The sequence below is a fragment of the Rhodopirellula halodulae genome (genome assembly GCF_020966775.1).
Taxonomy (GTDB): Bacteria; Planctomycetota; Planctomycetia; order Pirellulales; family Pirellulaceae; genus Rhodopirellula; species Rhodopirellula halodulae.
The window spans coordinates 867,200-889,041 of record NZ_JAJKFV010000029.1; the positions used below are offsets into that span (position 1 = coordinate 867,200).

General features: G+C 55.8%; 28 protein-coding genes and 4 tRNA genes. 2 read left to right on the forward strand and 30 right to left on the reverse strand.

Features of this window, described 5'->3' with window-relative positions; genetic code table 11:
- Window positions 1-19 precede the first annotated feature (19 nt).
- The 8 genes from tuf to mutL all read right to left on the reverse strand — a co-directional run bounded on the left by tuf (window position 20) and on the right by mutL (window position 7,239).
- On the reverse strand, window positions 20-1,216 hold the full coding sequence (gene tuf, locus LOC70_RS16145) for an elongation factor Tu (protein WP_230255034.1): 1,197 nt from the start codon (window positions 1,214-1,216) through the stop codon (window positions 20-22).
- A gap of 215 nt (window positions 1,217-1,431) precedes the next feature.
- A tRNA-Thr gene (locus tag LOC70_RS16150) sits at window positions 1,432-1,503 on the reverse strand.
- A gap of 2 nt (window positions 1,504-1,505) precedes the next feature.
- Window positions 1,506-1,576, reverse strand: a tRNA-Gly gene (locus LOC70_RS16155).
- 159 nt (window positions 1,577-1,735) lie between these two features.
- A tRNA-Tyr gene (locus LOC70_RS16160) sits at window positions 1,736-1,817 on the reverse strand.
- A 184-nt stretch (window positions 1,818-2,001) separates the two neighbouring features.
- Window positions 2,002-2,074 (reverse strand) — tRNA-Thr (locus LOC70_RS16165).
- A 196-nt stretch (window positions 2,075-2,270) separates the two neighbouring features.
- On the reverse strand, window positions 2,271-4,022 hold the full coding sequence (locus LOC70_RS16170) for a DUF6798 domain-containing protein (RefSeq protein ID WP_390889076.1): 1,752 nt from the start codon (window positions 4,020-4,022) through the stop codon (window positions 2,271-2,273).
- Window positions 4,007-5,020 carry a 4-hydroxythreonine-4-phosphate dehydrogenase PdxA gene (gene pdxA, locus LOC70_RS16175; protein WP_255716390.1) on the reverse strand — a complete coding sequence of 338 codons (1,014 nt, stop codon included), beginning with the start codon at window positions 5,018-5,020 and terminating at the stop codon, window positions 4,007-4,009. Before pdxA ends, LOC70_RS16170 begins: the two co-directional genes overlap by 16 nt.
- Before the next feature lie 101 nt (window positions 5,021-5,121).
- Complete coding sequence (gene mutL / locus LOC70_RS16180) at window positions 5,122-7,239, reverse strand: DNA mismatch repair endonuclease MutL (RefSeq protein WP_230255037.1); 2,118 nt, start codon at window positions 7,237-7,239, stop codon at window positions 5,122-5,124.
- Window positions 7,240-7,507: 268 nt separating this feature from the next.
- Here mutL and LOC70_RS16185 point away from each other — a divergent pair, with 268 nt between their 5' ends.
- Window positions 7,508-8,146 carry a thioredoxin family protein gene (locus LOC70_RS16185; protein WP_230256172.1) on the forward strand — a complete coding sequence of 213 codons (639 nt, stop codon included), beginning with the start codon at window positions 7,508-7,510 and terminating at the stop codon, window positions 8,144-8,146.
- Window positions 8,147-8,217: 71 nt separating this feature from the next.
- Here the strand turns inward: LOC70_RS16185 and LOC70_RS16190 are convergent, their stop codons facing one another.
- From LOC70_RS16190 to rpsJ, 22 genes are all read right to left on the reverse strand, one after another.
- Window positions 8,218-8,787, reverse strand: a complete 570-nt coding sequence (locus LOC70_RS16190; protein ID WP_230256173.1) for an adenylate kinase — start codon at window positions 8,785-8,787, stop codon at window positions 8,218-8,220.
- Window positions 8,788-8,800: 13 nt separating this feature from the next.
- Window positions 8,801-10,186 carry a preprotein translocase subunit SecY gene (secY, locus tag LOC70_RS16195; RefSeq protein WP_230255038.1) on the reverse strand — a complete coding sequence of 462 codons (1,386 nt, stop codon included), beginning with the start codon at window positions 10,184-10,186 and terminating at the stop codon, window positions 8,801-8,803.
- Between the two features lie 261 nt (window positions 10,187-10,447).
- A complete protein-coding gene (rplO, locus tag LOC70_RS16200) occupies window positions 10,448-10,942 on the reverse strand; it encodes a 50S ribosomal protein L15 (protein WP_230255039.1) in 495 nt (164 codons plus the stop codon).
- A 117-nt stretch (window positions 10,943-11,059) separates the two neighbouring features.
- Window positions 11,060-11,593 (reverse strand): 30S ribosomal protein S5, encoded by a 534-nt coding sequence (gene rpsE / locus LOC70_RS16205; protein WP_230255040.1) that lies wholly within the window; start codon window positions 11,591-11,593, stop codon window positions 11,060-11,062.
- Between the two features lie 46 nt (window positions 11,594-11,639).
- Window positions 11,640-12,008, reverse strand: a complete 369-nt coding sequence (gene rplR / locus LOC70_RS16210; RefSeq protein WP_230255041.1) for a 50S ribosomal protein L18 — start codon at window positions 12,006-12,008, stop codon at window positions 11,640-11,642.
- An 83-nt stretch (window positions 12,009-12,091) separates the two neighbouring features.
- Window positions 12,092-12,637, reverse strand: a complete 546-nt coding sequence (gene rplF, locus LOC70_RS16215; RefSeq protein WP_230255042.1) for a 50S ribosomal protein L6 — start codon at window positions 12,635-12,637, stop codon at window positions 12,092-12,094.
- 68 nt (window positions 12,638-12,705) lie between these two features.
- Window positions 12,706-13,107: a 30S ribosomal protein S8 gene (gene rpsH / locus LOC70_RS16220; RefSeq protein ID WP_230255043.1), complete on the reverse strand. Its 402-nt coding sequence runs from the start codon at window positions 13,105-13,107 to the stop codon at window positions 12,706-12,708.
- A gap of 29 nt (window positions 13,108-13,136) precedes the next feature.
- On the reverse strand, window positions 13,137-13,322 hold the full coding sequence (locus LOC70_RS16225; RefSeq protein ID WP_007326809.1) for a type Z 30S ribosomal protein S14: 186 nt from the start codon (window positions 13,320-13,322) through the stop codon (window positions 13,137-13,139).
- Between the two features lie 99 nt (window positions 13,323-13,421).
- Window positions 13,422-13,997, reverse strand: a complete 576-nt coding sequence (gene rplE / locus LOC70_RS16230; RefSeq protein WP_255712880.1) for a 50S ribosomal protein L5 — start codon at window positions 13,995-13,997, stop codon at window positions 13,422-13,424.
- Between the two features lie 78 nt (window positions 13,998-14,075).
- Window positions 14,076-14,423 (reverse strand): 50S ribosomal protein L24, encoded by a 348-nt coding sequence (gene rplX, locus LOC70_RS16235; RefSeq protein ID WP_230255044.1) that lies wholly within the window; start codon window positions 14,421-14,423, stop codon window positions 14,076-14,078.
- Window positions 14,424-14,502: 79 nt separating this feature from the next.
- A complete protein-coding gene (rplN, locus tag LOC70_RS16240) occupies window positions 14,503-14,871 on the reverse strand; it encodes a 50S ribosomal protein L14 (RefSeq protein WP_230255045.1) in 369 nt (122 codons plus the stop codon).
- Between the two features lie 54 nt (window positions 14,872-14,925).
- Window positions 14,926-15,279 carry a 30S ribosomal protein S17 gene (rpsQ, locus tag LOC70_RS16245; protein WP_390889050.1) on the reverse strand — a complete coding sequence of 118 codons (354 nt, stop codon included), beginning with the start codon at window positions 15,277-15,279 and terminating at the stop codon, window positions 14,926-14,928.
- Between the two features lie 49 nt (window positions 15,280-15,328).
- Complete coding sequence (gene rpmC / locus LOC70_RS16250) at window positions 15,329-15,535, reverse strand: 50S ribosomal protein L29 (protein WP_230255046.1); 207 nt, start codon at window positions 15,533-15,535, stop codon at window positions 15,329-15,331.
- 169 nt (window positions 15,536-15,704) lie between these two features.
- Window positions 15,705-16,112, reverse strand: coding sequence for a 50S ribosomal protein L16 (gene rplP / locus LOC70_RS16255; RefSeq protein WP_255712881.1), 408 nt, complete (start codon window positions 16,110-16,112; stop codon window positions 15,705-15,707).
- The gene (gene rpsC / locus LOC70_RS16260; RefSeq protein ID WP_230255048.1) at window positions 16,060-16,770 is read right to left on the reverse strand and encodes a 30S ribosomal protein S3; all 711 of its coding nucleotides are present in this window, start codon (window positions 16,768-16,770) and stop codon (window positions 16,060-16,062) included. The genes rplP and rpsC overlap by 53 nt, the downstream gene beginning before the upstream one ends.
- Window positions 16,771-16,850: 80 nt before the next feature.
- Window positions 16,851-17,210 (reverse strand): 50S ribosomal protein L22, encoded by a 360-nt coding sequence (gene rplV / locus LOC70_RS16265; RefSeq protein WP_230255049.1) that lies wholly within the window; start codon window positions 17,208-17,210, stop codon window positions 16,851-16,853.
- A 57-nt stretch (window positions 17,211-17,267) separates the two neighbouring features.
- Window positions 17,268-17,537: a 30S ribosomal protein S19 gene (gene rpsS, locus LOC70_RS16270; RefSeq protein ID WP_007326800.1), complete on the reverse strand. Its 270-nt coding sequence runs from the start codon at window positions 17,535-17,537 to the stop codon at window positions 17,268-17,270.
- Window positions 17,538-17,570: 33 nt separating this feature from the next.
- A complete protein-coding gene (gene rplB, locus LOC70_RS16275; RefSeq protein ID WP_230255050.1) occupies window positions 17,571-18,431 on the reverse strand; it encodes a 50S ribosomal protein L2 in 861 nt (286 codons plus the stop codon).
- A gap of 93 nt (window positions 18,432-18,524) precedes the next feature.
- Window positions 18,525-18,848: a 50S ribosomal protein L23 gene (rplW, locus tag LOC70_RS16280; RefSeq protein ID WP_230255051.1), complete on the reverse strand. Its 324-nt coding sequence runs from the start codon at window positions 18,846-18,848 to the stop codon at window positions 18,525-18,527.
- 1 nt (window position 18,849) lies between these two features.
- On the reverse strand, window positions 18,850-19,518 hold the full coding sequence (gene rplD / locus LOC70_RS16285; RefSeq protein WP_230255052.1) for a 50S ribosomal protein L4: 669 nt from the start codon (window positions 19,516-19,518) through the stop codon (window positions 18,850-18,852).
- A gap of 11 nt (window positions 19,519-19,529) precedes the next feature.
- Window positions 19,530-20,183: a 50S ribosomal protein L3 gene (rplC, locus tag LOC70_RS16290; RefSeq protein ID WP_230256175.1), complete on the reverse strand. Its 654-nt coding sequence runs from the start codon at window positions 20,181-20,183 to the stop codon at window positions 19,530-19,532.
- Between the two features lie 342 nt (window positions 20,184-20,525).
- Window positions 20,526-20,852: a 30S ribosomal protein S10 gene (rpsJ, locus tag LOC70_RS16295; protein ID WP_315857270.1), complete on the reverse strand. Its 327-nt coding sequence runs from the start codon at window positions 20,850-20,852 to the stop codon at window positions 20,526-20,528.
- Window positions 20,853-21,349: 497 nt separating this feature from the next.
- Here rpsJ and LOC70_RS16300 point away from each other — a divergent pair, with 497 nt between their 5' ends.
- Window positions 21,350-21,760 carry a DUF2752 domain-containing protein gene (locus tag LOC70_RS16300; RefSeq protein WP_230255053.1) on the forward strand — a complete coding sequence of 137 codons (411 nt, stop codon included), beginning with the start codon at window positions 21,350-21,352 and terminating at the stop codon, window positions 21,758-21,760.
- The last annotated feature ends 82 nt before the right edge of the window (window positions 21,761-21,842 follow it).

Sequence of the window (21,842 nt, forward strand, 5' to 3'; positions counted from 1 at the left end):
AACTTACTGCAAATGCAGATTAATCGATGATCTTGGTGACAACACCCGAACCGACGGTGCGTCCACCTTCGCGAATAGCGAAGCGAACACCGTCATCCATAGCGATCGGCTTGTGCAATTCGACTTCGACCTTGACGTTATCGCCAGGCATGCACATGTCGGCACCGACCAAGTTGGCGGTTCCGGTGACGTCGGTCGTGCGGAAGTAGAACTGTGGACGGTAACCGCTGAAGAATGGCGTGTGACGTCCGCCTTCATCCTTGCTCAAGCAGTAAACCTCTGCTTCGAACTTGGTGTGAGGCGTGATGCTGCCTGGCTTTGCCAGAACTTGACCACGTTGGATGTCTTCGCGTTTCACACCGCGGAGCAAGCAACCAACGTTGTCGCCAGCACGGCCTTCGTTCATTTCTTTGCGGAACATTTCGACACCGGTGCAGGTCGTCTTGGTCGACTCGCTGCCCAAACCGATGATTTCGACTTCTTCGCCGACTTTGACCACACCACGCTCGATACGACCGGTAGCGACGGTACCGCGACCTTCGATCGAGAAGACGTCTTCGATCGCCATCAAGAATGGCTTGTCGTCTTCGCGGTCTGGTTCAGGAATGTACTCGTCCAACGCGTCCATCAATTCGCTGATGCACTTGCTGGCGTCTGGGTCCGCTGGGTTGTTGTAAGCGGGGAGCGAGCTACCGCGAACGACTGGCACGTCGTCGCCTGGGTAGTCGTACTTGCTCAACAATTCGCGAACTTCCAACTCGACCAACTCGAGCAGTTCTTCGTCATCGACCAAGTCGCACTTGTTCAAGTAAACGACGATGTAAGGAACGCCAACCTGACGACCGAGGAGCACGTGCTCCTTGGTTTGAGGCATGGGGCCGTCGGCAGCCGACACAACCAAAATTGCACCGTCCATCTGGGCGGCACCGGTGATCATGTTCTTGACAAAGTCAGCGTGGCCGGGGCAGTCGATGTGAGCGTAGTGACGGCTGTCTGTTTCGTATTCAACGTGAGCCACCGCGATCGTCACGGTCTTCGTTGCGTCACGAACGGTACCGCCCTTGGCGATATCCGAATAACCCTTCGCTTGTGCCAAGCCCTTTGCGGCTTGAACAGCGAGGATAGCACCCGTCGTCGTCGTTTTGCCGTGGTCAATGTGACCAATCGTACCTACGTTGACGTGGGGCTTGGTACGTTCAAATTTGTCCTTAGCCATTCTGGTTCACCTGCATTCGCGATCCGCACCACTGTCTTCGGGGAGATACGCTCCTCGAAAACCCTTGCTGCCGTCGACCGCGTTCACACCCACGGGGACTCGCCGGCAATTCGGCCGTGTTGATCGCATTCGATCTACTGAAAATCGAAACGAAACAAAAACGATGTTGCGTTTGTTTCAGTCCCCGCGAGGAATGACTGTCACAAACGACTTGAAGCTGCTGATGGGATTTGAACCCATGACCTCATCCTTACCAAGGAGGCGCTCTACCCCTGAGCTACAGCAGCGAAGCGGGTGAAGGGAATCGAACCCTCGTATTCAGCTTGGAAGGCTGCTGCTCTACCATTGAGCTACACCCGCGGTGCAACAAATTGTTGCGGTGTTTCTTCTTGCAACGCACAGGTGATCTTCGCCATTGGAACATCACTTGTCAGCCCGTTGCCGGCTATCCTAGCCGTTCACCCCGTGGGTGCGGAACCGCCTGACGACAAGTTCAGCGGCTAGGTTTCGCTTCTTCAGTGGGGGCTACTGGATTCGAACCAGTGTAGGCATAGCCAGCGGATTTACAGTCCGCCCCCTTTAACCACTCGGGCAAACCCCCAAATTTTGTTGCTCCTTTTCAGATACATGGATCTGTGTTTCAGAGCGTCTTTCTTCTACCGGTTGTGGGACCGGTTCGGATCTGTTTTTCCTGCGTTGCAGTTGGTTTCAGTTGTCTGTTGTTCGGTTTCAGCCCCGCCAGCACTGAATTGAAAGTACCGCAGGCACCAAAACGACCTTGCAAGAGCCAACGGAGGGATTCGAACCCACGACCGGCTGATTACAAATCAGCTGCTCTGCCAACTGAGCTACGTTGGCCAGCTCACGTTTTCCCCGGGGGGACACCGATGGACCGGCCTCGCGACGGGGAAGGCAGAGTGTACCGATCCGCGAACGGGCGACAAGACGGAATTGGCCTCAAAATCGGTCCGCTCACAAATTTCTTGTCGGTTTTTCGGCAATCCGGCAGCCCATCGCCAACCTGTGACCATTCGCCAGCCCAAGCACTGCGAGCTCATGGCAATTCGTAGACGGCATAGGTGGAATTGGACTGGTCATCGGCTGGGTAAATCTGCACCAACGGCAACTCCGGGCCGACCACACGGCGGTCCACCACAATCCAGTCGCACCCATACTTTCGACGAAGCTGTCGAAGTTCGTCGTATCGAATGGTCACCCGCATGGTGGATAGCCGAGCGGGATACACTTCCAAGAAACGCTTTGCCCACTCACGCAGGCTGCCGGCATCTTGAGGTGTATCCTTCCAGTTGACCACTTCGGCTCGATGGGCGTACCACTTGAACGTTTGTTGGTGGCGGGGGGTGAGCAGAATCGCGTCCTCCGGAGTGCTGGCGCGGATGAACCAGCACACGTTCAACCAATCACGCATGGTTCGTTGTTGTTCGGCGTAGTCGGCATTGGCATGCATCCCCAGCAAACGGTTGCTGACGGAAACGGGAACGCCCGGCCGGATGTGATTCCATGATGTCCATGCGAATCCCAGAACCAGAGCCAAAATAGCGACAGGCTGAACAATTCTGGCACGCAGCGAGATGATTCCGACGTCGGGGCCACGGACCGGACTGCAAAGCAAACGCACCAGCACGCAGGCCAGCGTGAGCGGTGTCACCGCGTCCGCCAGCCGGAACCAGTAGAACCGCAGCCACTTCGCGGCTTGATCGGGATAAATTGCCGGTAGCAGGCCAAGCACCAACCCGGCCAAGCTGATGCACATCGCACCCACCGCGAACGAGCTCAGGATCTGAAAGGCCGTCAGCGATTGGTGCAGAGGCTCCTGCGTTCTGTCCGCGTCGACGTTGGCGGGAATTGACGTCGAAAGGTGGTGTCTGCAGCGGCGGAGCACCCATCCGCAAGCAGCAGCGCAGGCCGCCGTGAGCAACGCATGTCGAACGTACCAATCAACATGAAACGCGGCGGGCATCAAATGATGTGAGATCCGGAAGTATGCGTAGATTCTGGCTGCGGAAATTTGCTCCGCCTCCGGCACGCCCCAGGACATTGCCGCTGCGGGAAGCACGCCCAGCAGCGACAAGCCGCCTCCGATGAACAGGCCGAGACTCCAGAAAGATGGTCGGGACTTCGCAGCGGAAGCCGAATCAGACGGTCGGACATTCAGGTATCGGACGGGTGAACGCTCGGTGATCCAGAATGCGATGGCAGCTGCCACCACCGACCATCCACCGGTGAGCACGTGAATGCCAGCCGCCGCACCAAACCAAATCCACCCCGCGGACCATCGCCTCCGCGTGATTTCGGAAAGCCCCAACAGAACCAATCCGTAGGCTGGAACTTTCGCCTCGGTCCCGCCGACGACCCATTCGCCGGCCAAATTGCCATGTTCGATTCCCAGGATCCAAAGCATGAGAATCGGTAGGCTGCTTATCGCAGGCATTCGAAGGGAATTTGTCAGACGCAGCAGGCCAACCGCCAGCATTCCCCATCCAACGATTCGTCCGATCCAAGCGGTGGTTGCCAACGAGCAAAACTTGGTTGGCCAACCGAACAACCAGTAGTAGGTGGCGTGGGCTTTCCCGGAGGACGCGAACAGATCCTCGGAACACCAATCGGGTTGCCAGAAGTTCTTTGCCTTGACGAGATAGTGAGCCTCGTTGACCCCCGGTGCGGCGTCGCCGGCGTAGATGAAGCACAACCCAAGCAACGCGATCCAAACACATAGGGTCGACAACCAACTTGAATTCATACGGCTCGAATCCGTGGAGCCGGAGCCGGTCACGGTGCCGCCCATCGGATGGCCGCCAACATACTTGTGATGCTGGCTTTGTTCTGCCAAGCCAGATCCATCGCGGTGCCGTGGTCGACGCTGGTGCGAATGATCGGCAATCCCAGCGTGACATTGACCGCATCGTCAAATGACAACGCTTTGAGGGGGATCAAACCCTGATCGTGATACATGCATACGTAGACATCGATTCGTTCACGCATGGATGGCGTGAACGCGGTGTCAGGCGAAAGAGGGCCTTCCACCGACCAGCCTTGTTGGCGGGCTTGGTTGATTGCGGGTTCAATGATGTTCTGCTCTTCACCATGACTGAACAAGCCATTTTCGCCGGCGTGAGGGTTCAAACCGCAAACGCCGATCCGCGGCGGTAGCAGGCTGCCACGGTTTTGGTGGCGACGTTGAACGGTTTCTCCTGCGAGCTGAATGGTCCGGACCAGCGAATCGCTGTTGAGTTGAGCGGCAACATCCGCGACAGGGATATGAATGGTTTCCAACACACACGCAATCGTGTCGCTGGCCAACATCATTCGTACGTCAGCAGCATGTCCGAGGATGGATTGCCCAGCTCGGTCGGCCAACAGTTCCGTGTGACCGGGATAATGAATGCCCGCCTGATGCCAAGCCTCTTTTTGAATTGGCCCGGTCACGACCGCGTCGACGTTACCCACGACAGCCGCATCAATGGCGGCCGTGACGGTTTTAAACGAGGCCCGGCCAGTCGCGGCGCTAAAGCTTCCCGGCTGAAAGTTTGTCAATTCATCTGCGGTCAGTTTGCCACAATCGACAATTCGTCCCCTGGGTGCATCGCCTGGTTCATCAAGTTCGCTGAGTGTGTCCAGGTCCGCCAGGTCGATAATGGGTGGAGCCGGGCAACTCAATTGCTCCGCTGCCTTCGCAAAAATCTTCGCGTCACCAAACAGCAATGGCAAACCAAGGAACTGAACCTCTGGCAGATGCCACGCACGCAGTGCGATCTCGGGTCCGATTCCCGCGGCGTCTCCCATGGTGATGGCAAATCGTGGGCGTCGGACTCGTGCTTGGCTAGACGAAGATGATTCAGAAGTACTCACGGTGTTGATTGCAGTCGTTGATTCTTGTCAGTCCGTCACGACTGTTCGTTGGTCTTGATGTTCGATCGGCCTCGGGGGCCCAAACGTCCGAACATCCGATCCAGCTCATCGCGGCTGAAGAACAATGCCGTCGGACGACCGTGAGGACAGTGGTGAGTCTCGTGATACAGGTCCTTCTGCTCAAGCAGGCTGGTGATCTCTTCCGGCGTAAGCGGGTCGCCGGCCTTCACTGCTGCTTTGCAAGCGACGGTGCTGAGCAAGTGATTCAAAAGATCCTTTGGGTTGGGGTCTCGGCCCGCACCCATCACGGATTCCAGCACGGTGCGAAGCATTTCCGCGGGCGGCTTGTTTGGAAGCATGGCAGGATACGATTGGATCAAAATCGTTTCGCCACCAAAGTCTTCGATCTCCAAACCGATTCGGCTGAGCGTGTCTTTGACTTCCAATGCGGCGGCACGTTCAGCCGGTGTCAGCGAGACGGGTTCCGGGACCAACAATCGCTGAGCTTCGAGACTGGCGTTCTCGTGCAATACTTTTTGGCAAACGCGTTCGTAAAGCACCCGTTCATGCAAAGCATGTTGGTCGATGACAACCATGCCTTTCTCGTCTTGTGTGACCAAGTACCGCTGATGCACCTGGAATCCAAGGTGACTCACGCTGGGTGCGGGAATGCCTGGTTGTGAGGAGTCATGGCTGGTCGGCGTTAGCGATTCTGAAACATCGCCATCCCATGGCGTCATTTCGATGCCCTCGGCATGTGCCGATGGTCGAGCGATTCCGGCTCCGGACGACTCGGGGAGGCTCGGCGGTGCAAACGAGGATGCTGACCCGCCGAATGGTTTGAAGTCAGGAACACGACTCGTTCCCACTCCGGAACCCGCATGGTGGATCGGTTCAGCGTTGCCCAGCATTTGAGAATTGGAGCTGGATCCCGTTCCAATGGTTGTGGGATCCACCGACGAGGACGAGTTTCCTCCGCGAGCCCACTCGATCACCGATTGTCGTTGCTCGTCGACTTCTTGAGGCCTCATTCCCATGACGGATTCGGGAACGGTTTTGCGTTGTTCCTCTTCGTTCATCGGTTCTGGAATTGGATTGGGGCCAACCCGCTGTGTCATATCAGTGGACAGAAATCGCTGGCGCAACGTCTGTAGTAGGCGGCTGTAGACACGTCCGCTGTCGGTGAAACGAACTTCCAACTTCGCCGGGTGAACGTTGACATCGATCATCTCGGCAGGCATTCGCATCCGCAGAAAGCACACCGGATGGCGACCGACCATCAGCATGCCTCGATAGGCTTCGCCCAAAGCGTGTTGTAGAGCGCGGTCGCGGATGTGGCGGCCATTCAGAAACAGATACTGCATCCGGTTGTTTCCGCGACTGACCGATGGATCACAGGCGTAACCGGTGATCTGAACCGTTTCGTCTTGGTTTTCGATCGGGATCAACGCGTCGGCGATTTCGGTTCCGAAGAATGCTTCGATGCGATCCGCCCAACGCGTGGTCGGCAGCAAATCAAACATCTCTTTCTCACCGTTGCGAAGCACAAAGTGCACTTTTGGATTGGCCAGTGCCAACCGAGTGAAGGCTTCGACGATGTGTCCACGTTCGGTCTGCGGTGTCTTCAGGAATTTGCGTCGGACCGGCGTGTTGAAGAATAAATTGCGGACTTCAATCACCGTGCCCACCGGGCACCCGCACGGTCCGGGCGTTTCAATCACGCCGCCGCGAATGTCGATCTGGCTGCCGCCGTCTTGTCCTTCGGCGCGGCTGCGAATCGTCATCTGCGAAACACTGGCGATCGACGCCAGCGCTTCCCCGCGGAAACCCAAGGTGCCGACGTGGAACAGCGATTCATCGTCGGGCAGTTTGCTCGTCGCGTGACTCGTCACGGCCAACGGCAGTTGTTCCGCGGTCATGCCGCACCCGTCGTCGCTGATGCGGATCAGCTCCACGCCGCCGCCTTCGAGCGTCAGTTCAATTCGTGTCGAGCCCGCATCAATGCTGTTTTCCAGTAACTCTTTGACTACCGACGCCGGACGCTCAATGACCTCGCCCGCAGCGATCTGATTGACCAGTTGCGGTGGCAGTTGACGAATGATCCGAGGAGGATTTGCTGGTTCGGACGTCGGTTGGGCGGTCGATGTGCTCATGTCTCTAACCTAACCCACGACGCCGCAATCGCACCAGGATCAACTTTGCTGAGGTCGCACCAAATCCCTTTCGGCGTTGATTCAATCGACTCAATTTCACCAATCGCTTCAGCTTCCAGATGCGGTCGGTTTCCCTGAACGAAGCAACTCCGTCTCGCCGATCCGATCGAGCAATTTGACGCCAAATCTGGGTTAGAATCGGGCCGCCTTTCCCCAACTCCCGTTCCCGATCGCATCCAACCAACACCTGAGAATCATCGTGAAATTCATGCCCATCCGCAGGGTATTCGGCTTGTCCATCGCTGCCGCCCTTAGCGTTTCGAGCTTTGCCCCGCCCGTCGCGGGCGGAGAATTCAACCAAGTTCTCGATGTCGGCGATTCAGCTCCGGAATGGAAGGATCTTCCAACGACCGACGGCAAGCTGTCTTCCCTGGAGAAGTTGGCGGAATCAAAGTTGGTCGTGTTGGCCTTCACCTGCAACAGTTGCCCCTACGCGGTCGACGCGGAAGATCGGTTGATCAAACTCACCCAGGACTACGCCGATCAATCAGTCGCGGTTGTGGCGGTCAATGTGAATCAGGTCGAAGAAGACTTGATGCCGGCCATGAAGCGAAAGGCAGCCGAAAAGTCCTTTCCATTCACCTACGCCTTCGACGAAACCCAACAGATTGCACGGGATTATGGTGCCAAGTACACGCCGCAGTTCTTTCTGATCGATCAAGACCGGAAAATTGCCTACATGGGTTCGTTAGACGACAGCCCCGACGGTCGAGAAGTGAAAGACACCTATCTCGAAGATGCCATTAAGGCTTTGCTGGATGACAAGGAAGTCGCGGTCAAGGAAACTGTCCCCGTCGGGTGCCGTATCCGAATGGAGCGACTAAGACGCTCGCGAAGGTCCCGCTAAACCGGCGACTTCATATTTGCTGCCGTGGTGGGCAAGCACCCGTTGGTTCATCCCGACTCTTAAACGCAGCCTCAACTCTGCGTGACGGGGAGCTTTAAACAGCGGCAAATCGATGCATGAACGGCATCCGCCGTGTCCGCTCCGTCGATGTCCCGAACCAGTCCTTGTCGCCGATAATGATCCAGCAGCGGCGCGGTGCGAACATCGTAGATTCGAAAGCGTTCACGGATGAATTCTTCGGCGTCATCCGCCCGGTTCTCCTCTTCGCCTCGTTTGCGGAGACGTTCAACAAGGACTTCCGCAGTGACGCGTAAGTGAAGAACATGGTCCAGCTTCATCGCTGAATCGCGAAGCTGTTCATCAAACGCGTTGGCTTGAACCAGTGTTCGCGGAAAGCCATCCAGCAGATAGCCCAGTTCGCTGTCGGGCTGCGACAGGCGTTTGGCGACCATCTCTAGGACGAATTCATCGGGAGCAAAGTGTCCGCGATCGATCCGCAGGTGAATCTGGTTTTCGCATTGAGCGTCCAACGCTCGCAACATGCCGCCCGTGCCAATGTGTGGCACGTTCAACGCCTTGCTCAATAACTCACACTGGGTGCCTTTGCCCGCTCCCGGCGGGCCGATGAAGATGATTCGCACCACTCTGCCGTGATCAAACGACGGGCGATGTGCCGCCACCGGCACCTTCGAGCAACCCTCGGTAGTTCCGCATCACCAAGTGGCTGTCGATCTTTTGCACCAAATCGAATGCAACGCTGACGGCAATCAACAATCCGGTACCACCGTAGAAACCTGCGATTGAATAGGGAACACCCAGCGAACCATAAACGATGGTTGGAACGATTGCGATCAAGCCCAAGAACGCAGCGCCGACGTACGTGATCCGGACCATCACCTTTTCTAGGTAGTCCGTGGTACGACGTCCTGGACGATAGCCAGGGATGAACGTTCCCGAATCACGCAGATTGTCACTCATCTCCTTCGGGTTGAACGTGATCGCCGTCCAGAAGTAGCAGAAGAAGAAAATCAGACCGACGTACATTAGGTTGAAGAAGTACGACGTTTGATCGCTCATCGTCAGGCTGATCAGGTTGAAAGCTCGGAACAGCGAGCCATCAGGATCGAACTGACCGGCCATGAAGCCAAACAACACGCCCGGAATCATCAACAGCGAACTGGCGAAGATGATCGGCATCACGCCGGCTTGGTTGATTCGCAAAGGCAAGTGTTGACGCGTGCCGCCGTAAACGCGACGACCGCGGGTGAACTTTGCCGACTGAGTTGGAATCTTGCGTTGGCCGAGCGTGATGAACACGACGCCGAACACCACCACCACGAACAGTACGACCAAGATGATCAGAGTTTCAATCCCAACCTGACCTTTCGCCAAGCCCGTCAGCTCGGTCTTCATTCCCAGAACGAGTTCGTAAAGTGCTTTTGGCATTTGAGCCAAGATGCCCGCCATGATCAGCAAACTGATCCCGTTGCCGATTCCATATTCGTCAATTTGCTCACCGAGCCACATTAGGAACACCGTCCCAGTGGTCATTACCAAAACGGCGACAATTTGCCATCCGAAGTAGAGCTGCTCGTTCGCGTTCATGAAGTTCGGATTGATGCTGCTCTGGCCGCCCGAGCCAGACATCAGCATGAACTTCAGGTACATGTAGCTTTGGACCAAACAGATCACAACCGTTAAATAACGAGTGTATTCGTTCAGTTTCTTGCGACCGGCTTCGCCTTCCTTTTTCAGCTCTTCCAGCGGCTTGTAGACGCTGCCGAGCAACTGGAAGATGATCGAGGCCGAAATGTACGGCATGATGCCCAGGCCGAAGATCGTTGCCTGACGCAAATCACTCGCGGCAAACACGCTGACCTTCTCGAAGAAGTCCGATGCGCCACCACTTTCTAGGTTGGCTGCGATCATCGGCAACGGGATATGGAACCCGATTCGATAGATGGCCAATAAACCAATGGTGAGCAGGACCTTCTTGCGAAGTTCCGGGATCGAGAAAATGATTCGCAGCTTTTCAAACATCGATCCGTCCGTCGTCGATCGTGCAAGGTGAATTCGGTCGGCTCACCAAATCGACTTGGTGAGGGGAGCCATGCAAAGGAAGGGGACCTTCGCAAGCCAACAAACTAGCAACCCACTTCCATTCGCGGAAGAACGATTGCATCGATGGAACCGCCAAACCGGACCATTCCAAAGAAAAAAGCCTCGACGCAAACGCCAAGGCCTGTGTGAAACATTGAGGTTGTCGATTCACGAACCAAAACGGATCGCGAATTCTTGGACCTACTTTTCGCTTTTCAACGCGGCGACGCGTTCGTCAGGCGTGCGTTTGGGGGCCAGCTTCTCAGCTGTACCACCTGCGGAAGAGATCTTCTCTTCGGCAGACTTGCTGAAACGGTGAGCCTGAACCGTCAGCTTCTTGGTCAGTTCGCCATCACCGAGAACCTTCAGTTCGTCGAAGTTGCCTTTGGCCAAGTTCTTCGCAGCCAACGCTTCCAAAGTCACGGTTTCGCCGTCGTTGAACGCTTCGTTCAACTTACCAACGTTCACAGCGAAGATCGTCAACGCCCAGCGGTTGTTGAAACCACGCTTTGGAACGCGGCGGAACATCGGCATTGCACCGCCCTGGAAGTTGGGCTTGCGGCTGTAACCGCTGCGGCTTTTGTGACCCTTGTGACCACGACCCGACGTTTTGCCGGTGCCGCTACCTGGACCGCGACCAATGCGTTTTCGAGGGCGGTTCTTGGTGATACCGCGATGAACGTCGTTGAGTTGCATAATTGTGATGGGATGGCTGAGGGCGGATGTCTGAGGCAATCGCGTCAGGCAAGATGCCCAAGTGTTTCTAAGTGAATCGACTGTTCAAGCTGTCCGAGGAAACTCGATCCGAGCTGATCAGGCTTCAATCAATTCGTCTGGGTTCAAACCACGCAAGGCGGCGATTTGCTCTCGCGTACGCAGCTTGCTCATGGCGTCGATGGTCGCCTTCACCAAAGTCACTGGATTGTTGGTGCCGTACGACTTGGTCAAAATGTCGTGGATGCCACAGGCTTCGCAAACCGCACGCACGGCTTGGCCTGCGATGATACCGGTACCGGCACCGGCTGGAAGCAAGACCACACGAGCTGCACCATAACGGCCCCAAACTTCGTGAGGGATGCTGCCTTCCACCAAAGGAACGTGGATCATGCTTCGCGAAGCTTGCTTCTGTGCCTTTTGGACACTGGGCGGAACTTCGTTGGCTTTTCCGTAGCCCCAACCGACCTGACCGCTGCCGTTTCCGACAACCACCATCGCGGCGAAGCTGAATCGGCGACCACCTTTGACGACGGCCGCACAACGCTTGATCTTGACGACTCGGTCCAGCAGACCGCTGTCCAGACCTTGCTCTTCGTTTTTGTTGTTGCGTTTGTTTCGTGCGTTGCTCATGGCGGACTATGTTGATTCGTTGCGATGGAGGTCGCGGGAGGGAGAATTAAAACTGCAAGCCAGCTTCACGAGCGGCATCTGCGAACGCTTTGACGCGGCCGTGATACTTGTTGTGACCACGATCCAGTTTGACGGTCTTCACACCCGCCTCTGCAGCCTTTTCGGCAACCAGCTTACCAATCAATGCGGCGGCTTCACAGTTGCCACCAGCCTTGACTTGGTCACGAACCGCTTTGTCACGCGTGCTCGCACTGAAGATGGTTTTGCCGGCTTGGTCGTCCACGACCTGGCAAGCAAAGTGCTTCAGCGAACGCTGAATGCACAGACGCGGTTGATCGGCACTGCCACGCAACTTGTTGCGAACATGACGTCGCCGACGCAGGCGTTTGCTTTGAAGTTTTTTGTTCTTGTCCATGGTGACGACCCGAGATGATCGTTGTGAACGGTTGAAATGAGTGGGATGACGACGAAGCGAAAGCTCCATCGCGAAAGATAAAACTACTTGGTAGCAGATTTACCGGGTTTGATTTTGACGTGCTCGTCTTGGTAGCGAATCCCTTTGCCTTTGTAAGGCTCAGGCTTACGCAACGAGCGAATTTCTGCGGCGAACTGGCCAACGCTTTGCTTGTCGCAACCTTGAATGACCACGTGAGTCTGGTCGGGACAGGTGACCGTCAGGTCCGCTGGGATCTTTCGGTGCAGTTCGTTTGCGTAACCAACCCGCAATTGAAGTGTGTCTCCGCTGATCGACGCGAGATAACCCACGCCAACGATCTCGAGCTTCTTCTCGTAACCCTCGGTCACGCCGACCATCATGTTGGCAACGATCGCACGCGTTAGTCCATGGAACTCACGAGATGTACGATCATCTTTATCACGAGTGACAACGACTTGGTTGGCGTCGCTATCGACTGCGACGTTGACTTCTGCGCGATGCTTGAACGACAGTTTGCCCTTGGGACCTTCCACGTCGATGTTTCGGTCAGCGATGCTGACTTTGACACCGGATGGGATCGCGACTGGCTTGTTACCAATGCGGCTCATGGCAGTTTACAGTGTGAGGGGGGGGTGAATGGGTTTGCAAAAACGACGTGAAGCTGAATCCTGACGACTCAGGAGACTTCGCAAAGCACTTCGCCGCCGATTTTGTCGCGGCGAGCTTCGCGATCGCTGATCACGCCTTTGCTGGTGCTGATGATTCGGATTCCCAAACCACCCAACACTGGTTTGAGTTCTTTGCTGCGGCTGTACAAACGACGGCCAGGCTTGCTGACTCGGCGAATGGTTTGGATCACGCGTTCGCCGTTGGGTCCGTACTTCAATTCCAAACGGAGCCAAGCCACTGGCTCGCCTTCGACTTGTTCTTCTTTCCAGTCCCAGATGAATCCTTCGCGTTTGAGAACATCTGCGACTCCGCGTTTCACGCGTGAGGCGGGGATGTCCACGAACGGCCGTTCAACGCGAACGGCGTTGCGGATTCGGGTGAGCATGTCGGCAATGGGGTCGGTCATCATGGCTGTATGTTCCCTTTAAGTTTCCAAGCTCACCAGCTGCTCTTGCGAACGCCAGGGATCAATCCCGCATTGGCGTTTTCGCGGAAACAAATTCGGCACAAGCCAAACTTGCGGTACACCGAGCGTGGACGTCCGCAAAACTTGCAACGGTTCTCTTTTCGAGTGGAAAACTTGGGCGTGCGAAGCGCCTTAGCGACCTTGGATTTGCTTGCCACGAATGGACCTGCGGTGTACGGATCGGGGAGCGTCTCAAACGAGAGACATGTGACGAATTGAAATGATACGAATCAAACGGTTCCGGGAGGGGAACCTGATCAGGCCGCTCCGGCCTTCTCTTTGGGTTGTTGGAATGGCATTCCAAACAACCGCAACAGTTCACGTGCTTCATCGTCGGTCTTCGCCGATGTGACAAAGCTAATGTTCATGCCTTGTGGACGAATGAACTTGTCGGGGTTCAGCTCAGGGAACACCAACTGTTCGTTCAGACCAAGTGTGTAGTTACCGTTTCCATCGAAAGCTTTGCGGCTGATACCACGAAAGTCGCGAACACGAGGAAGCACGACGGAGATCAGACGATCGAGGAATTCGAACATCCGCTGGCGACGCATGGTGACCATGCAGCCAATTGGCATGCCTTCACGAAGGCGAAAGCCTGCGATCGACTTGCGAGCGATGGTGGTGACTGGCTTTTGTCCGGTGATCTGAGTCATCGAGTCAATGGCCAGGTCGAGAACCTTTTTGTCGCCAACAGCCGCACCAACGCCCATGTTCATGCTGATCTTTTGCAGACGCGGCACTTGGTGTGGATTCTTATAACCGAATTTTTCAGTCATAGCGCTACGAATGGATTCTTCGTATCGCTGTTGCATTCGTGGGATGTTGTTGGACATTTTTTACACCGCCCCGGAAATAGGGTCACGGCCGATGGGGTAATTCTGTGTGATTGGTTCAGTCGGTTGCCGGCTGTTTCAGCTGGCGGATTTGGCTGCCTTGGCGGGTGAGATTTGTCCCAGGCTTTCACCGCTTGCCTTCGCGTAACGCTCTTTGCTGCCGTCTTCAAGGAAACGAACGCCGATTCGGGTTGGCTTTCCCGTCGATGGATCGGCCAGCATCACGTTGCTCGCACTCATGGGCATCTCTTTGTTCAAGCGGCCACCCTGAGGGTTTTTTTGGCTTTGGCGAACGTGCTTCCACACGCGAGCCGCTCCCTCGACGACAACTTTGTCTTTGTCGCGATCGACTTTCAAAATCTTGCCGCGGTGACCTTTGTCAGCACCGGCGATCACGATGACTTCGTCGTTAACGCGGAATTTCATGGTAGTAACTTTGAACGTAAGTGGTTTGCGATGGGGTTGGTGGCGAGTGGGATCTCAGCCGGTCGTTTGAACCGCTGGATCAGACCACCTCGTTCGCCAAGCTGACAATTTTCATGAAGTTGCTCTCACGCAGTTCACGGGCGACCGCACCGAAGATGCGAGTACCGCGTGGGTTGCGGTCTTTGTCAACCAACACAACCGCGTTGGAGTCAAAACGGATGTAACTTCCGTCGGGACGGCGAGTGGGTTGCTTGGTACGAACGATCACCGCACGCACAACCGATTTCTTTTTCACTTCGCTGCCAGGAATCACGCTCTTGACGCTGCAAACAATGACGTCGCCAACAGTGGCGAATCGACGCCGACTGCCGCCGAGCACCTTGATGCACATCACTTCTCGAGCACCGGTATTGTCGGCGACATCGAGGCGGGTTTCTTGTTGAATCATATCTGTTTACTTCAACGACAAAAACGTTGGACGATGGTTGAGGGGAGTTAGCAATTAAGCGTCCGACGAGGTCGATTCGGCTTCAGGTTCGCCAGCGTGAGCCGCTGCCAAGCCTTCTGCTTCGGCGCTCTTGCGAGCCGCACGCAATGCAACAACGTCGACGGCGGTGCTCTTTTCCAAAACACGAACCAAACGCCAACGTTTCAGCTTGCTCAACGGTTCTGATTCGATGATCTCCACACGGTCGCCCATGCCCGACTCATCGTTTTCGTCGTGAACGTGACACACCGTACGGCGACGAATGTATTTCTTGTATTTAGGGTGCTTGACCAAACGAGCGATCTCGACGCGACGCGTCTTGCTCATTTTGTCGCTGGTCACAATTCCTGCTACGACGCGTTTAGGCATGGTGCTTGTTGGACGTGCTTTGAATGGATGGGAGTGTTGTTTGAGTCAACTAGCTCTTTTGAGCTGCGAGCTGACGTTCTGTTTGGATCGTCTTGACACGAGCGATCGTTTTTCGGTTCTTCTTAATCTCGCTGGGCGTGTTCAAACGCTCCGATTGAGATTGAAAACGCAAGCGGAACAGACTCTCTGCAGCTTCCGTTGCGGTCGCTTGCAGCTGCTCGTCGCTCATTTCGCGAAGTTCAGTCAATTTGGTCATCGAATTGGACAAAGGTCAAAAGGGATGGAACGGTCAAAGGCCAGCTTGAATGGATCGAACCCCACGCAAGCGTCTCAGAAGGAACTCGAAGAGCGAGGATGACACCTCGCCCTGTTTCCGATCCTGAGCTTCGTCGTGCGAGCACGGGCCCGCAGACATCACCAGCCGATCAGGCAGGGCGACGTTCGACGAATCGGACCTTCACCGGCATCTTGCTCGCCAAACGTGCAAAGCACACTTTGGCTTGTTGTTCGGTCACGCCACTGAGTTCGTACAAAATGGTGCCTGGCTTCACGACTGCGGCCCAGAAGTCAGGCTCCCCTTTCCCCTTCCCCATCCGTGTTTCCAGCGGAGTGCTGGTCACAGACTTGTCGGGGAAGATGCGAATGTAGAGCTTGCCTTGGCCGCGAACGTATTGCTGGGCAGCGATCCGTCCGGCTTCGATCGTCGTAGCTTTGATCCAACCAGGCTCCAGGGATTGGATGCCGTAGTCACCAAAGACGACCGTATTGCCGCGAGTCGCGTTACCTTTTATACGACCTCTTTGGCTTTTTCGATGCTTGACCCGTTTGGGCATCAGCGCCATCGTTGTCGTCTCCGTAAGTACCTTGGTTAATCCACACTTGAATCCCGATGTGCCCCTGTGGCGTCATCGCTTCGGTGAATCCGTAATCAATCTTGGCTTGTAGCGTGCTCAATGGAATCGAGCCAGCACTTTGCTTTTCGCGGCGTGCCATTTCAGCTCCGCCCAATCGACCAGCCATTTGGATTTTGATGCCTTTGGCACCCGCGTCCATGGTCTGTTCGAGCATTCGTTTCATGGTGCGTCGGAAGCTGGCGCGTTTTGCGAGTTGCTGAGCGATGTCCTCTGCAACCAACTGAGCCTGAAGCTCAGGTCGTCCAACTTCTTCCACTTTCAAGTTGATGCGACGTCCGACCAGGTTCTGCAATTCAGCTTGCAGAATTTCGATCTCTTGGCCTTTCTTGCCGATGATCAAACCTGGGCGAGCAACATAAAGCATCACTCGAACTTCGTCTCGGGTACGCTCGATCTCGATGCGATCGATACCCGCACTTTTGTATTGTGACTTCTTCGGGTGCTTGGTGATGAATTCGCGAATCTTGCGATCTTCCACCAGCAGGTCCGAAAAATCCTGCTTCGAGGCATACCAACGACTTCCCCAACCACGGGTGACGCCGGTACGAAACGCAATCGGATTGACTTTTTGACCCATGGGAGAGTGCTGAGTGCTGAAGGCAGGGGGTGTATGAATTCGTTGTCTTTGAATCGGCCGGTATCACCAACCGACGCGGATTACATATTGTCGATGTGAGTCAGGCCGACTCGGATGTGACTCGATCGTTTCTTGATCATGAACGCCATGCCGCGAGCACGAGGTTGAATTCGCTTGAACATCGGTCCGCCGTCGATGCGAACGTCGGTAATAACGAGCTCTTCAATGCGATGGCTGCGGCCGCTGTTCTGGTCGGGGTCTTGTGCATTCCCGACGGCACTTTTGATGACCTTCTCGAGCATCCGTGCACCGCGTTGCGGTTGATACTTCAAAGTGTCCAAAGCTTCGTCGGCAAACATGCCTCGAACCAAATCGGCAACCAGACGCACCTTTTGGGCGCTGATGCGTGCGTTCTTGTGATATGCGTTGAATTGTGACATGTCTGTCGCTGAATCGTTTGCTTGTGTGTTTCACCAACCGGTGGTAGGACGCCTTGCTTAGCGTTTTCCTTTACCACCGTGACCTTTGAACGTACGGGTCGGAGCAAACTCACCGAGTTTGTGACCGACCATGTCTTCGGTAACCAGCACTTTGATGTGCTGACGCCCGTTGTGAACCATGAACGTGACGTTCACGAATTCAGGAACGATCGTGCAAGATCGCGCCCAAGTCTTGATCGGTTCCTTGGAGCCAGTCTCGGCCGCCTTCTGGACTTTGAAAAAGACTTTTGGGTCAACGAAAGGACCCTTCTTACTGCTTCGACTCATGTTTCTTTACCGGAGTTGCCGCTGAAAGGGGGCCTACTTGTGAAGTTTCAATTGACCGTAACGACGGCTCTTGCGTCGGCGAACGATCGACGAGTTGCTTGGTTTGCGCTTCTGGCGAGTTTGTCCGCCCTTGGCGCTCTTGCCCGATGGGCTCACTGGGTGTCGTCCACCCTTTGTCCGACCTTCACCACCACCGTGCGGGTGATCGATTGGGTTCATTGCGGTACCACGAACGTGAGGTCGGCGGCCAAGCCAACGTGAGCGTCCAGCTTTGCCAAGCACCACGTTCATGTGGTCGCTGTTGCCGACCTGTCCGATGGTCGCACGGCAGGCACTCGGCACGCGGCGGACTTCGCCAGACGGCAAAAGCAACTGTGCCCAGTCAGCTTCGCGTGCTTGCAAGGTGGCTTGGGTGCCGGCTGAACGACACATCACGGCTCCGCGTCCTGCACGCATTTCAATGCAGCAAACCGAGGTGCCCAGTGGAATGTTTTTCAGTGGAAGGCAGTTGCCAACGACGGGTGGTGCGTCGGGGCCGTTTTCCAGTTTGTCGCCAGCGGAAACACCGGCAGGTGCGATCACGTAATGCTTTTCGCCATCTGGGTACTTCAGCAATGCGATGCGAGCGGTGCGGTTTGGGTCGTACTGCACCGAGTCAACCGTTGCGGCCATGCCGTCTTTGACGCGGCGAAAGTCGATGACTCGGTATTTCTGTTTGTGTCCGCCGCCACGGTGACGAGCCGTGATTTTACCTTGGTTATTGCGACCGCCGGTTTTCGACTTTGGACGCAACAAAGAACGTTCTGGCGTGTAGCCAGGCGTCAGTTCTTTGAAGTCGCTGACCGACGCGTTGCGTCGTCCGGCGCTGGTCGGCTTGTAGATTCGAATGCCCATGAGATTCGCTTCGTCTGCGAGCTGTTTTTTACGGGTGAGTTACGTTGAGATTGGAAGGAGGGACGCAGTGAACCTGAGTCCCTCATCAGTGTCCTAGAAGAAGTCGATGCGATGATCTTCGTGCAACGAGACGATCGCCTTCTTCCAGTCGCTGGTTCGTCCAATCTTGTAACGGAACCGGCGGGTTTTTCCTTTTCGTGTCTGAGTGCGGACCTTGAGGACCTTCACATCAAACAAATGTTCGACAGCTTTCTTGACGTCCAATTTGGTGGCGTCGCGATGGATTTGGAACGCGTATTGGTTGTTTCGCGTGGCTCGGTGAACACCTTTTTCGGTGACGAGCGGCTTCAGCAAAACCTGGTGGGGTTCCAGTTCGATTTTGCGTTCAGCTGGTTTGGGTGGTTGGATCGCCGACATATCAGGCCGATGCCTCCGACTCGTTGGTGTTCTGGGTGGAACCGGCGAAGGTGCCGTCTTTGACTTTGTCCAAGGCTTCCTGCGTGAACAGAACGCGTTTTGGAGTCAGCAGGGTCAGTGCGTTCAGTTGGCGAACTGGCTCGACGGTCACCCCGGCGATGTTGCGGCCGCTCTTGTAGACGTTGGTGTCGTCCCCGGCGGTTGCAATCAATGTGGTGGTGTTTTCAAGTCCCAGGTTCTTCAGAATCGCTGCGACCTGACTGGTCTTAGGTGCGTCCATCTTCAGTTCGTTGATAACGACCATTTCGCCGTCGTCGATTCGCGAACGAATTGCCATGCGAGTCGCCGTCTTGATCGCCTTCTTTGGGAGACGGTAGCTGTAGTCGCGTGGCTTGACGGTACGAGCAACACCACCACCGCGGCGAACGTTGGTTCTCTTGGAGCCGGCACGTGCATTGCCGGTGCCCTTTTGGCGGTACATCTTTTTGTTGGTGCCGCTGACTTGACCGCGGGTTCGCGTGTTGTGCGAGCCTTGGCGTTTGTTGGCTTGGTACATGACAACGACGTCGTGTAGCAGTTGCTTGCTGACGCGGTTGACGATTTGTTCGGTGTTGATCTCGTACTGCCCGACTTCTTTGCCGGAAGCATCGAGGATTGGTAGGGTTGCCATGATTATGTTCCTCAGCCGACTTTGTTGGTTTGACGAATCGAGACAAAGCCGCCGTTGGGTCCGGGAACCGCACCGCGAATCAACAGCAGGTTGTTTTCTGCGTCGACGCGGACGACTTCCAGGTTGCGGGTCGTGACGCGGGCGTTTCCGTACTGGCCAGCCATGCGTTTGCCTTTGAAGGTCCGGCTTGGCGATGCACTCATGCCCGTACCACCAGCGTGACGGTGGCATTTCTTGACGCCGTGGCTGGCACGTTGCCCAGCGAAGTTGTGGCGTTTCATCACACCGGCGAAACCACGGCCTTTGCTGGTTCCTGTGATGTCGACCTTTTTGATCTCGTTGAATTGCTCAACGGTAACTGTGTCACCAACGTTGGCTTCGGATGGCCCGCGAAATTCGCGAATGAATCGCTGGGGTTCGCAGTCTGCTTTGGCAGGTGCTTCAATGCCAGCAGCGGCACGCTTCTTGGAGCGTTTGCTTTCGATGGTTGCAACTTGGCCACGCTCACTGCGTTTTGCCAAGCGGCGAGGCTTGTCTTCGAAACCTAACTGAACAGCTTCGTAGCCGTCGCGTTCCTTGCTGCGAATTTGCAGCACGTGGCAAGGGCCAGCTTGCACAACCGTGACGGGAACAGCGGTGCCGTCTTCCAGGAAGACCTGAGTCATCCCGATTTTACGGCCGAGGATTGATGGTGACATAACAGTTCCTGCCCGCGGTGAGGCGAGCGATATGCGATTCGTTAGGAGTTCCGAGACCTTCGAGGCGATCGGCTCAGTTGGTCGGCGCTGGCCGGTCCTGAGTGATTTCGCCGCGACATCCGACCATGCGGAAAACCGTGACCAATGCGTGTGTGTGATGGGTTCGTGATGACGCGATTCCGATGGCGATTTAGTCGCCGGAGGCGTCGGAGCTAACGGTGCCGAGGAGTCCTGAGCGGGGCCGCGGTGTCGCGAAGGTCAGGTTGGCGTTGTTAGCTTTGCCGGTTCAGTGTTTCGGTGCTTGACCGATCAGCGGGCGGACGCCTTGATCTTGATGTCAACACCAGCCGGCAGGCTTAGCTTGTTGAGTGCTTCGATCGTCTTGGCGGAAGCCTGGACGATGTCGACCAAACGCTTGTGCGTCCGGATTTCATACTGCTGGCGAGCCTTTTTGTTAACAAACGGGCTCGAGAGGACGGTGTATCGTTCGACTCGGGTTGGCAAAGGAATTGGGCCGTGCACAATGCTGGCCGTCGCTTTGACCGTGTCGACAATGTCGCGGGCGCTTTGGTCCAGCACGGCATGGTCGTACGCTTCCATTCGAATGCGGATGACTTCGCTGGGGCCGGTTGACACTGCTTGAATTCCAAGTCGAGAACGAGAGAACGAGTCCAGTCCTCGCGGCGGTTTCGCTGCGAGGAGGCGAGAATGTACGGTTGACATCCGATAGCGTCAACGGCTTTTGAACAATTGATGAAAAAAAGCCGTCGATTTTGCCGGGATTGATCTTGGCGTCGTTTTTCGGCCCGAGAGAAGCGTTTCGCTCAAAGTCAGAAGGTGAGGGGGTTGCGCTGTTTGGGCGTTGGGCGAGCGATTGATTTTCCGCGGTTTCGGTCAACTGAGGCAATGGTCATCGACGGGTTTTGCGGTTGGCTTTAGCTTGCTTCGTTTGAAACCGTTTCGTTTGTTGGTTTTGCTCTGAGGTTTGCCATGTTTCTGTTTTCGGCTGATATGCCCGGTGCAGTTGGCGGATGGCGGTGCGTTTGTCGCTCTAGGTGTTGTCGGGGTTAGGGGGTTGCTTTGTTTCGGTTGGTCCGGGGTGAATTGTCGTCTGTGTCTTTGCGGGGGTCAGCGTGAGTTCGCTGGCAATTCGTTTGGCGGTGGGGCTGTCGGCACTGGGTTTGGCGGCTCTGTTGGTGACGGCGAGGGTTTTGGAGCCTGCGGCGGGTGGGCTGGGGACGCATCAGCAATTGGGTCTGCCGCCCTGTTCGATGCGAGTGTTGTTAGGCGTGCGATGTCCGGCGTGTGGGATGACGACGTCGTGGAGTTGGTTGACGCGGGGGGATTTGATGGCGTCTGCCGAGGCGAGTTTGTCCGGGACGTTGCTCGGTTTGTATGCGTTGGTGGTCGTTGTGCTTGGGCTTCGCTGGGCGGGTTCGGGGAGGTCGCCGCGTTTCAGGGTGAACTGGTGGTTGGGTTTTGGTGTCGTGTCGATCGGCGTTGTTTGCGCGATGGAATGGCTGGTGCGATTAAAGCTCGGGTGAGGTTTTGCCCGGTTGAAAAATCGCCTCAAAGCTCTGATTCCCCCTACACGAATGTGCCGGGTGCGTGTGAGAATGCCGTCGT

What these genes read in the sequence shown, in the direction of transcription:
- rpsH (WP_230255043.1), bottom strand. Translation starts at nt 13,107, where the DNA reads ATGATGACCGACCCCATTGCCGACATGCTCACCCGAATCCGCAACGCC.
- mutL (WP_230255037.1), bottom strand. Translation starts at nt 7,239, where the DNA reads ATGAGCACATCGACCGCCCAACCGACGTCCGAACCAGCAAATCCTCCT.
- rplB (WP_230255050.1), bottom strand. Translation starts at nt 18,431, where the DNA reads ATGGGCATTCGAATCTACAAGCCGACCAGCGCCGGACGACGCAACGCG.
- rplE (WP_255712880.1), bottom strand. Translation starts at nt 13,997, where the DNA reads ATGTCCAACAACATCCCACGAATGCAACAGCGATACGAAGAATCCATT.
- rplC (WP_230256175.1), bottom strand. Translation starts at nt 20,183, where the DNA reads ATGACTCAGGTCTTCCTGGAAGACGGCACCGCTGTTCCCGTCACGGTT.
- rpsE (WP_230255040.1), bottom strand. Translation starts at nt 11,593, where the DNA reads ATGAGCAACGCACGAAACAAACGCAACAACAAAAACGAAGAGCAAGGT.
- pdxA (WP_255716390.1), bottom strand. Translation starts at nt 5,020, where the DNA reads ATGGGAGACGCCGCGGGAATCGGACCCGAGATCGCACTGCGTGCGTGG.
- tuf (WP_230255034.1), bottom strand. Translation starts at nt 1,216, where the DNA reads ATGGCTAAGGACAAATTTGAACGTACCAAGCCCCACGTCAACGTAGGT.
- rplX (WP_230255044.1), bottom strand. Translation starts at nt 14,423, where the DNA reads ATGAAATTCCGCGTTAACGACGAAGTCATCGTGATCGCCGGTGCTGAC.
- rplD (WP_230255052.1), bottom strand. Translation starts at nt 19,518, where the DNA reads ATGGCAACCCTACCAATCCTCGATGCTTCCGGCAAAGAAGTCGGGCAG.
- rplF (WP_230255042.1), bottom strand. Translation starts at nt 12,637, where the DNA reads ATGAGCCGCATTGGTAACAAGCCAGTCGCGATCCCATCCGGTGTCAAA.
- secY (WP_230255038.1), bottom strand. Translation starts at nt 10,186, where the DNA reads ATGTTTGAAAAGCTGCGAATCATTTTCTCGATCCCGGAACTTCGCAAG.
- rplW (WP_230255051.1), bottom strand. Translation starts at nt 18,848, where the DNA reads ATGTCGGCGATCCAACCACCCAAACCAGCTGAACGCAAAATCGAACTG.
- LOC70_RS16170 (WP_390889076.1), bottom strand. Translation starts at nt 4,022, where the DNA reads ATGGGCGGCACCGTGACCGGCTCCGGCTCCACGGATTCGAGCCGTATG.
- rplP (WP_255712881.1), bottom strand. Translation starts at nt 16,112, where the DNA reads ATGCCCAAACGGGTCAAGCATCGAAAAAGCCAAAGAGGTCGTATAAAA.
- rplN (WP_230255045.1), bottom strand. Translation starts at nt 14,871, where the DNA reads ATGATTCAACAAGAAACCCGCCTCGATGTCGCCGACAATACCGGTGCT.
- rpsC (WP_230255048.1), bottom strand. Translation starts at nt 16,770, where the DNA reads ATGGGTCAAAAAGTCAATCCGATTGCGTTTCGTACCGGCGTCACCCGT.
- rplO (WP_230255039.1), bottom strand. Translation starts at nt 10,942, where the DNA reads ATGCAACTCAACGACGTTCATCGCGGTATCACCAAGAACCGCCCTCGA.
- rplV (WP_230255049.1), bottom strand. Translation starts at nt 17,210, where the DNA reads ATGTCACAATTCAACGCATATCACAAGAACGCACGCATCAGCGCCCAA.
- rplR (WP_230255041.1), bottom strand. Translation starts at nt 12,008, where the DNA reads ATGGACAAGAACAAAAAACTTCAAAGCAAACGCCTGCGTCGGCGACGT.
- rpmC (WP_230255046.1), bottom strand. Translation starts at nt 15,535, where the DNA reads ATGACCAAATTGACTGAACTTCGCGAAATGAGCGACGAGCAGCTGCAA.
- LOC70_RS16185 (WP_230256172.1), top strand. Translation starts at nt 7,508, where the DNA reads ATGCCCATCCGCAGGGTATTCGGCTTGTCCATCGCTGCCGCCCTTAGC.
- rpsS (WP_007326800.1), bottom strand. Translation starts at nt 17,537, where the DNA reads ATGAGTCGAAGCAGTAAGAAGGGTCCTTTCGTTGACCCAAAAGTCTTT.
- rpsQ (WP_390889050.1), bottom strand. Translation starts at nt 15,279, where the DNA reads ATGCCTAAACGCGTCGTAGCAGGAATTGTGACCAGCGACAAAATGAGC.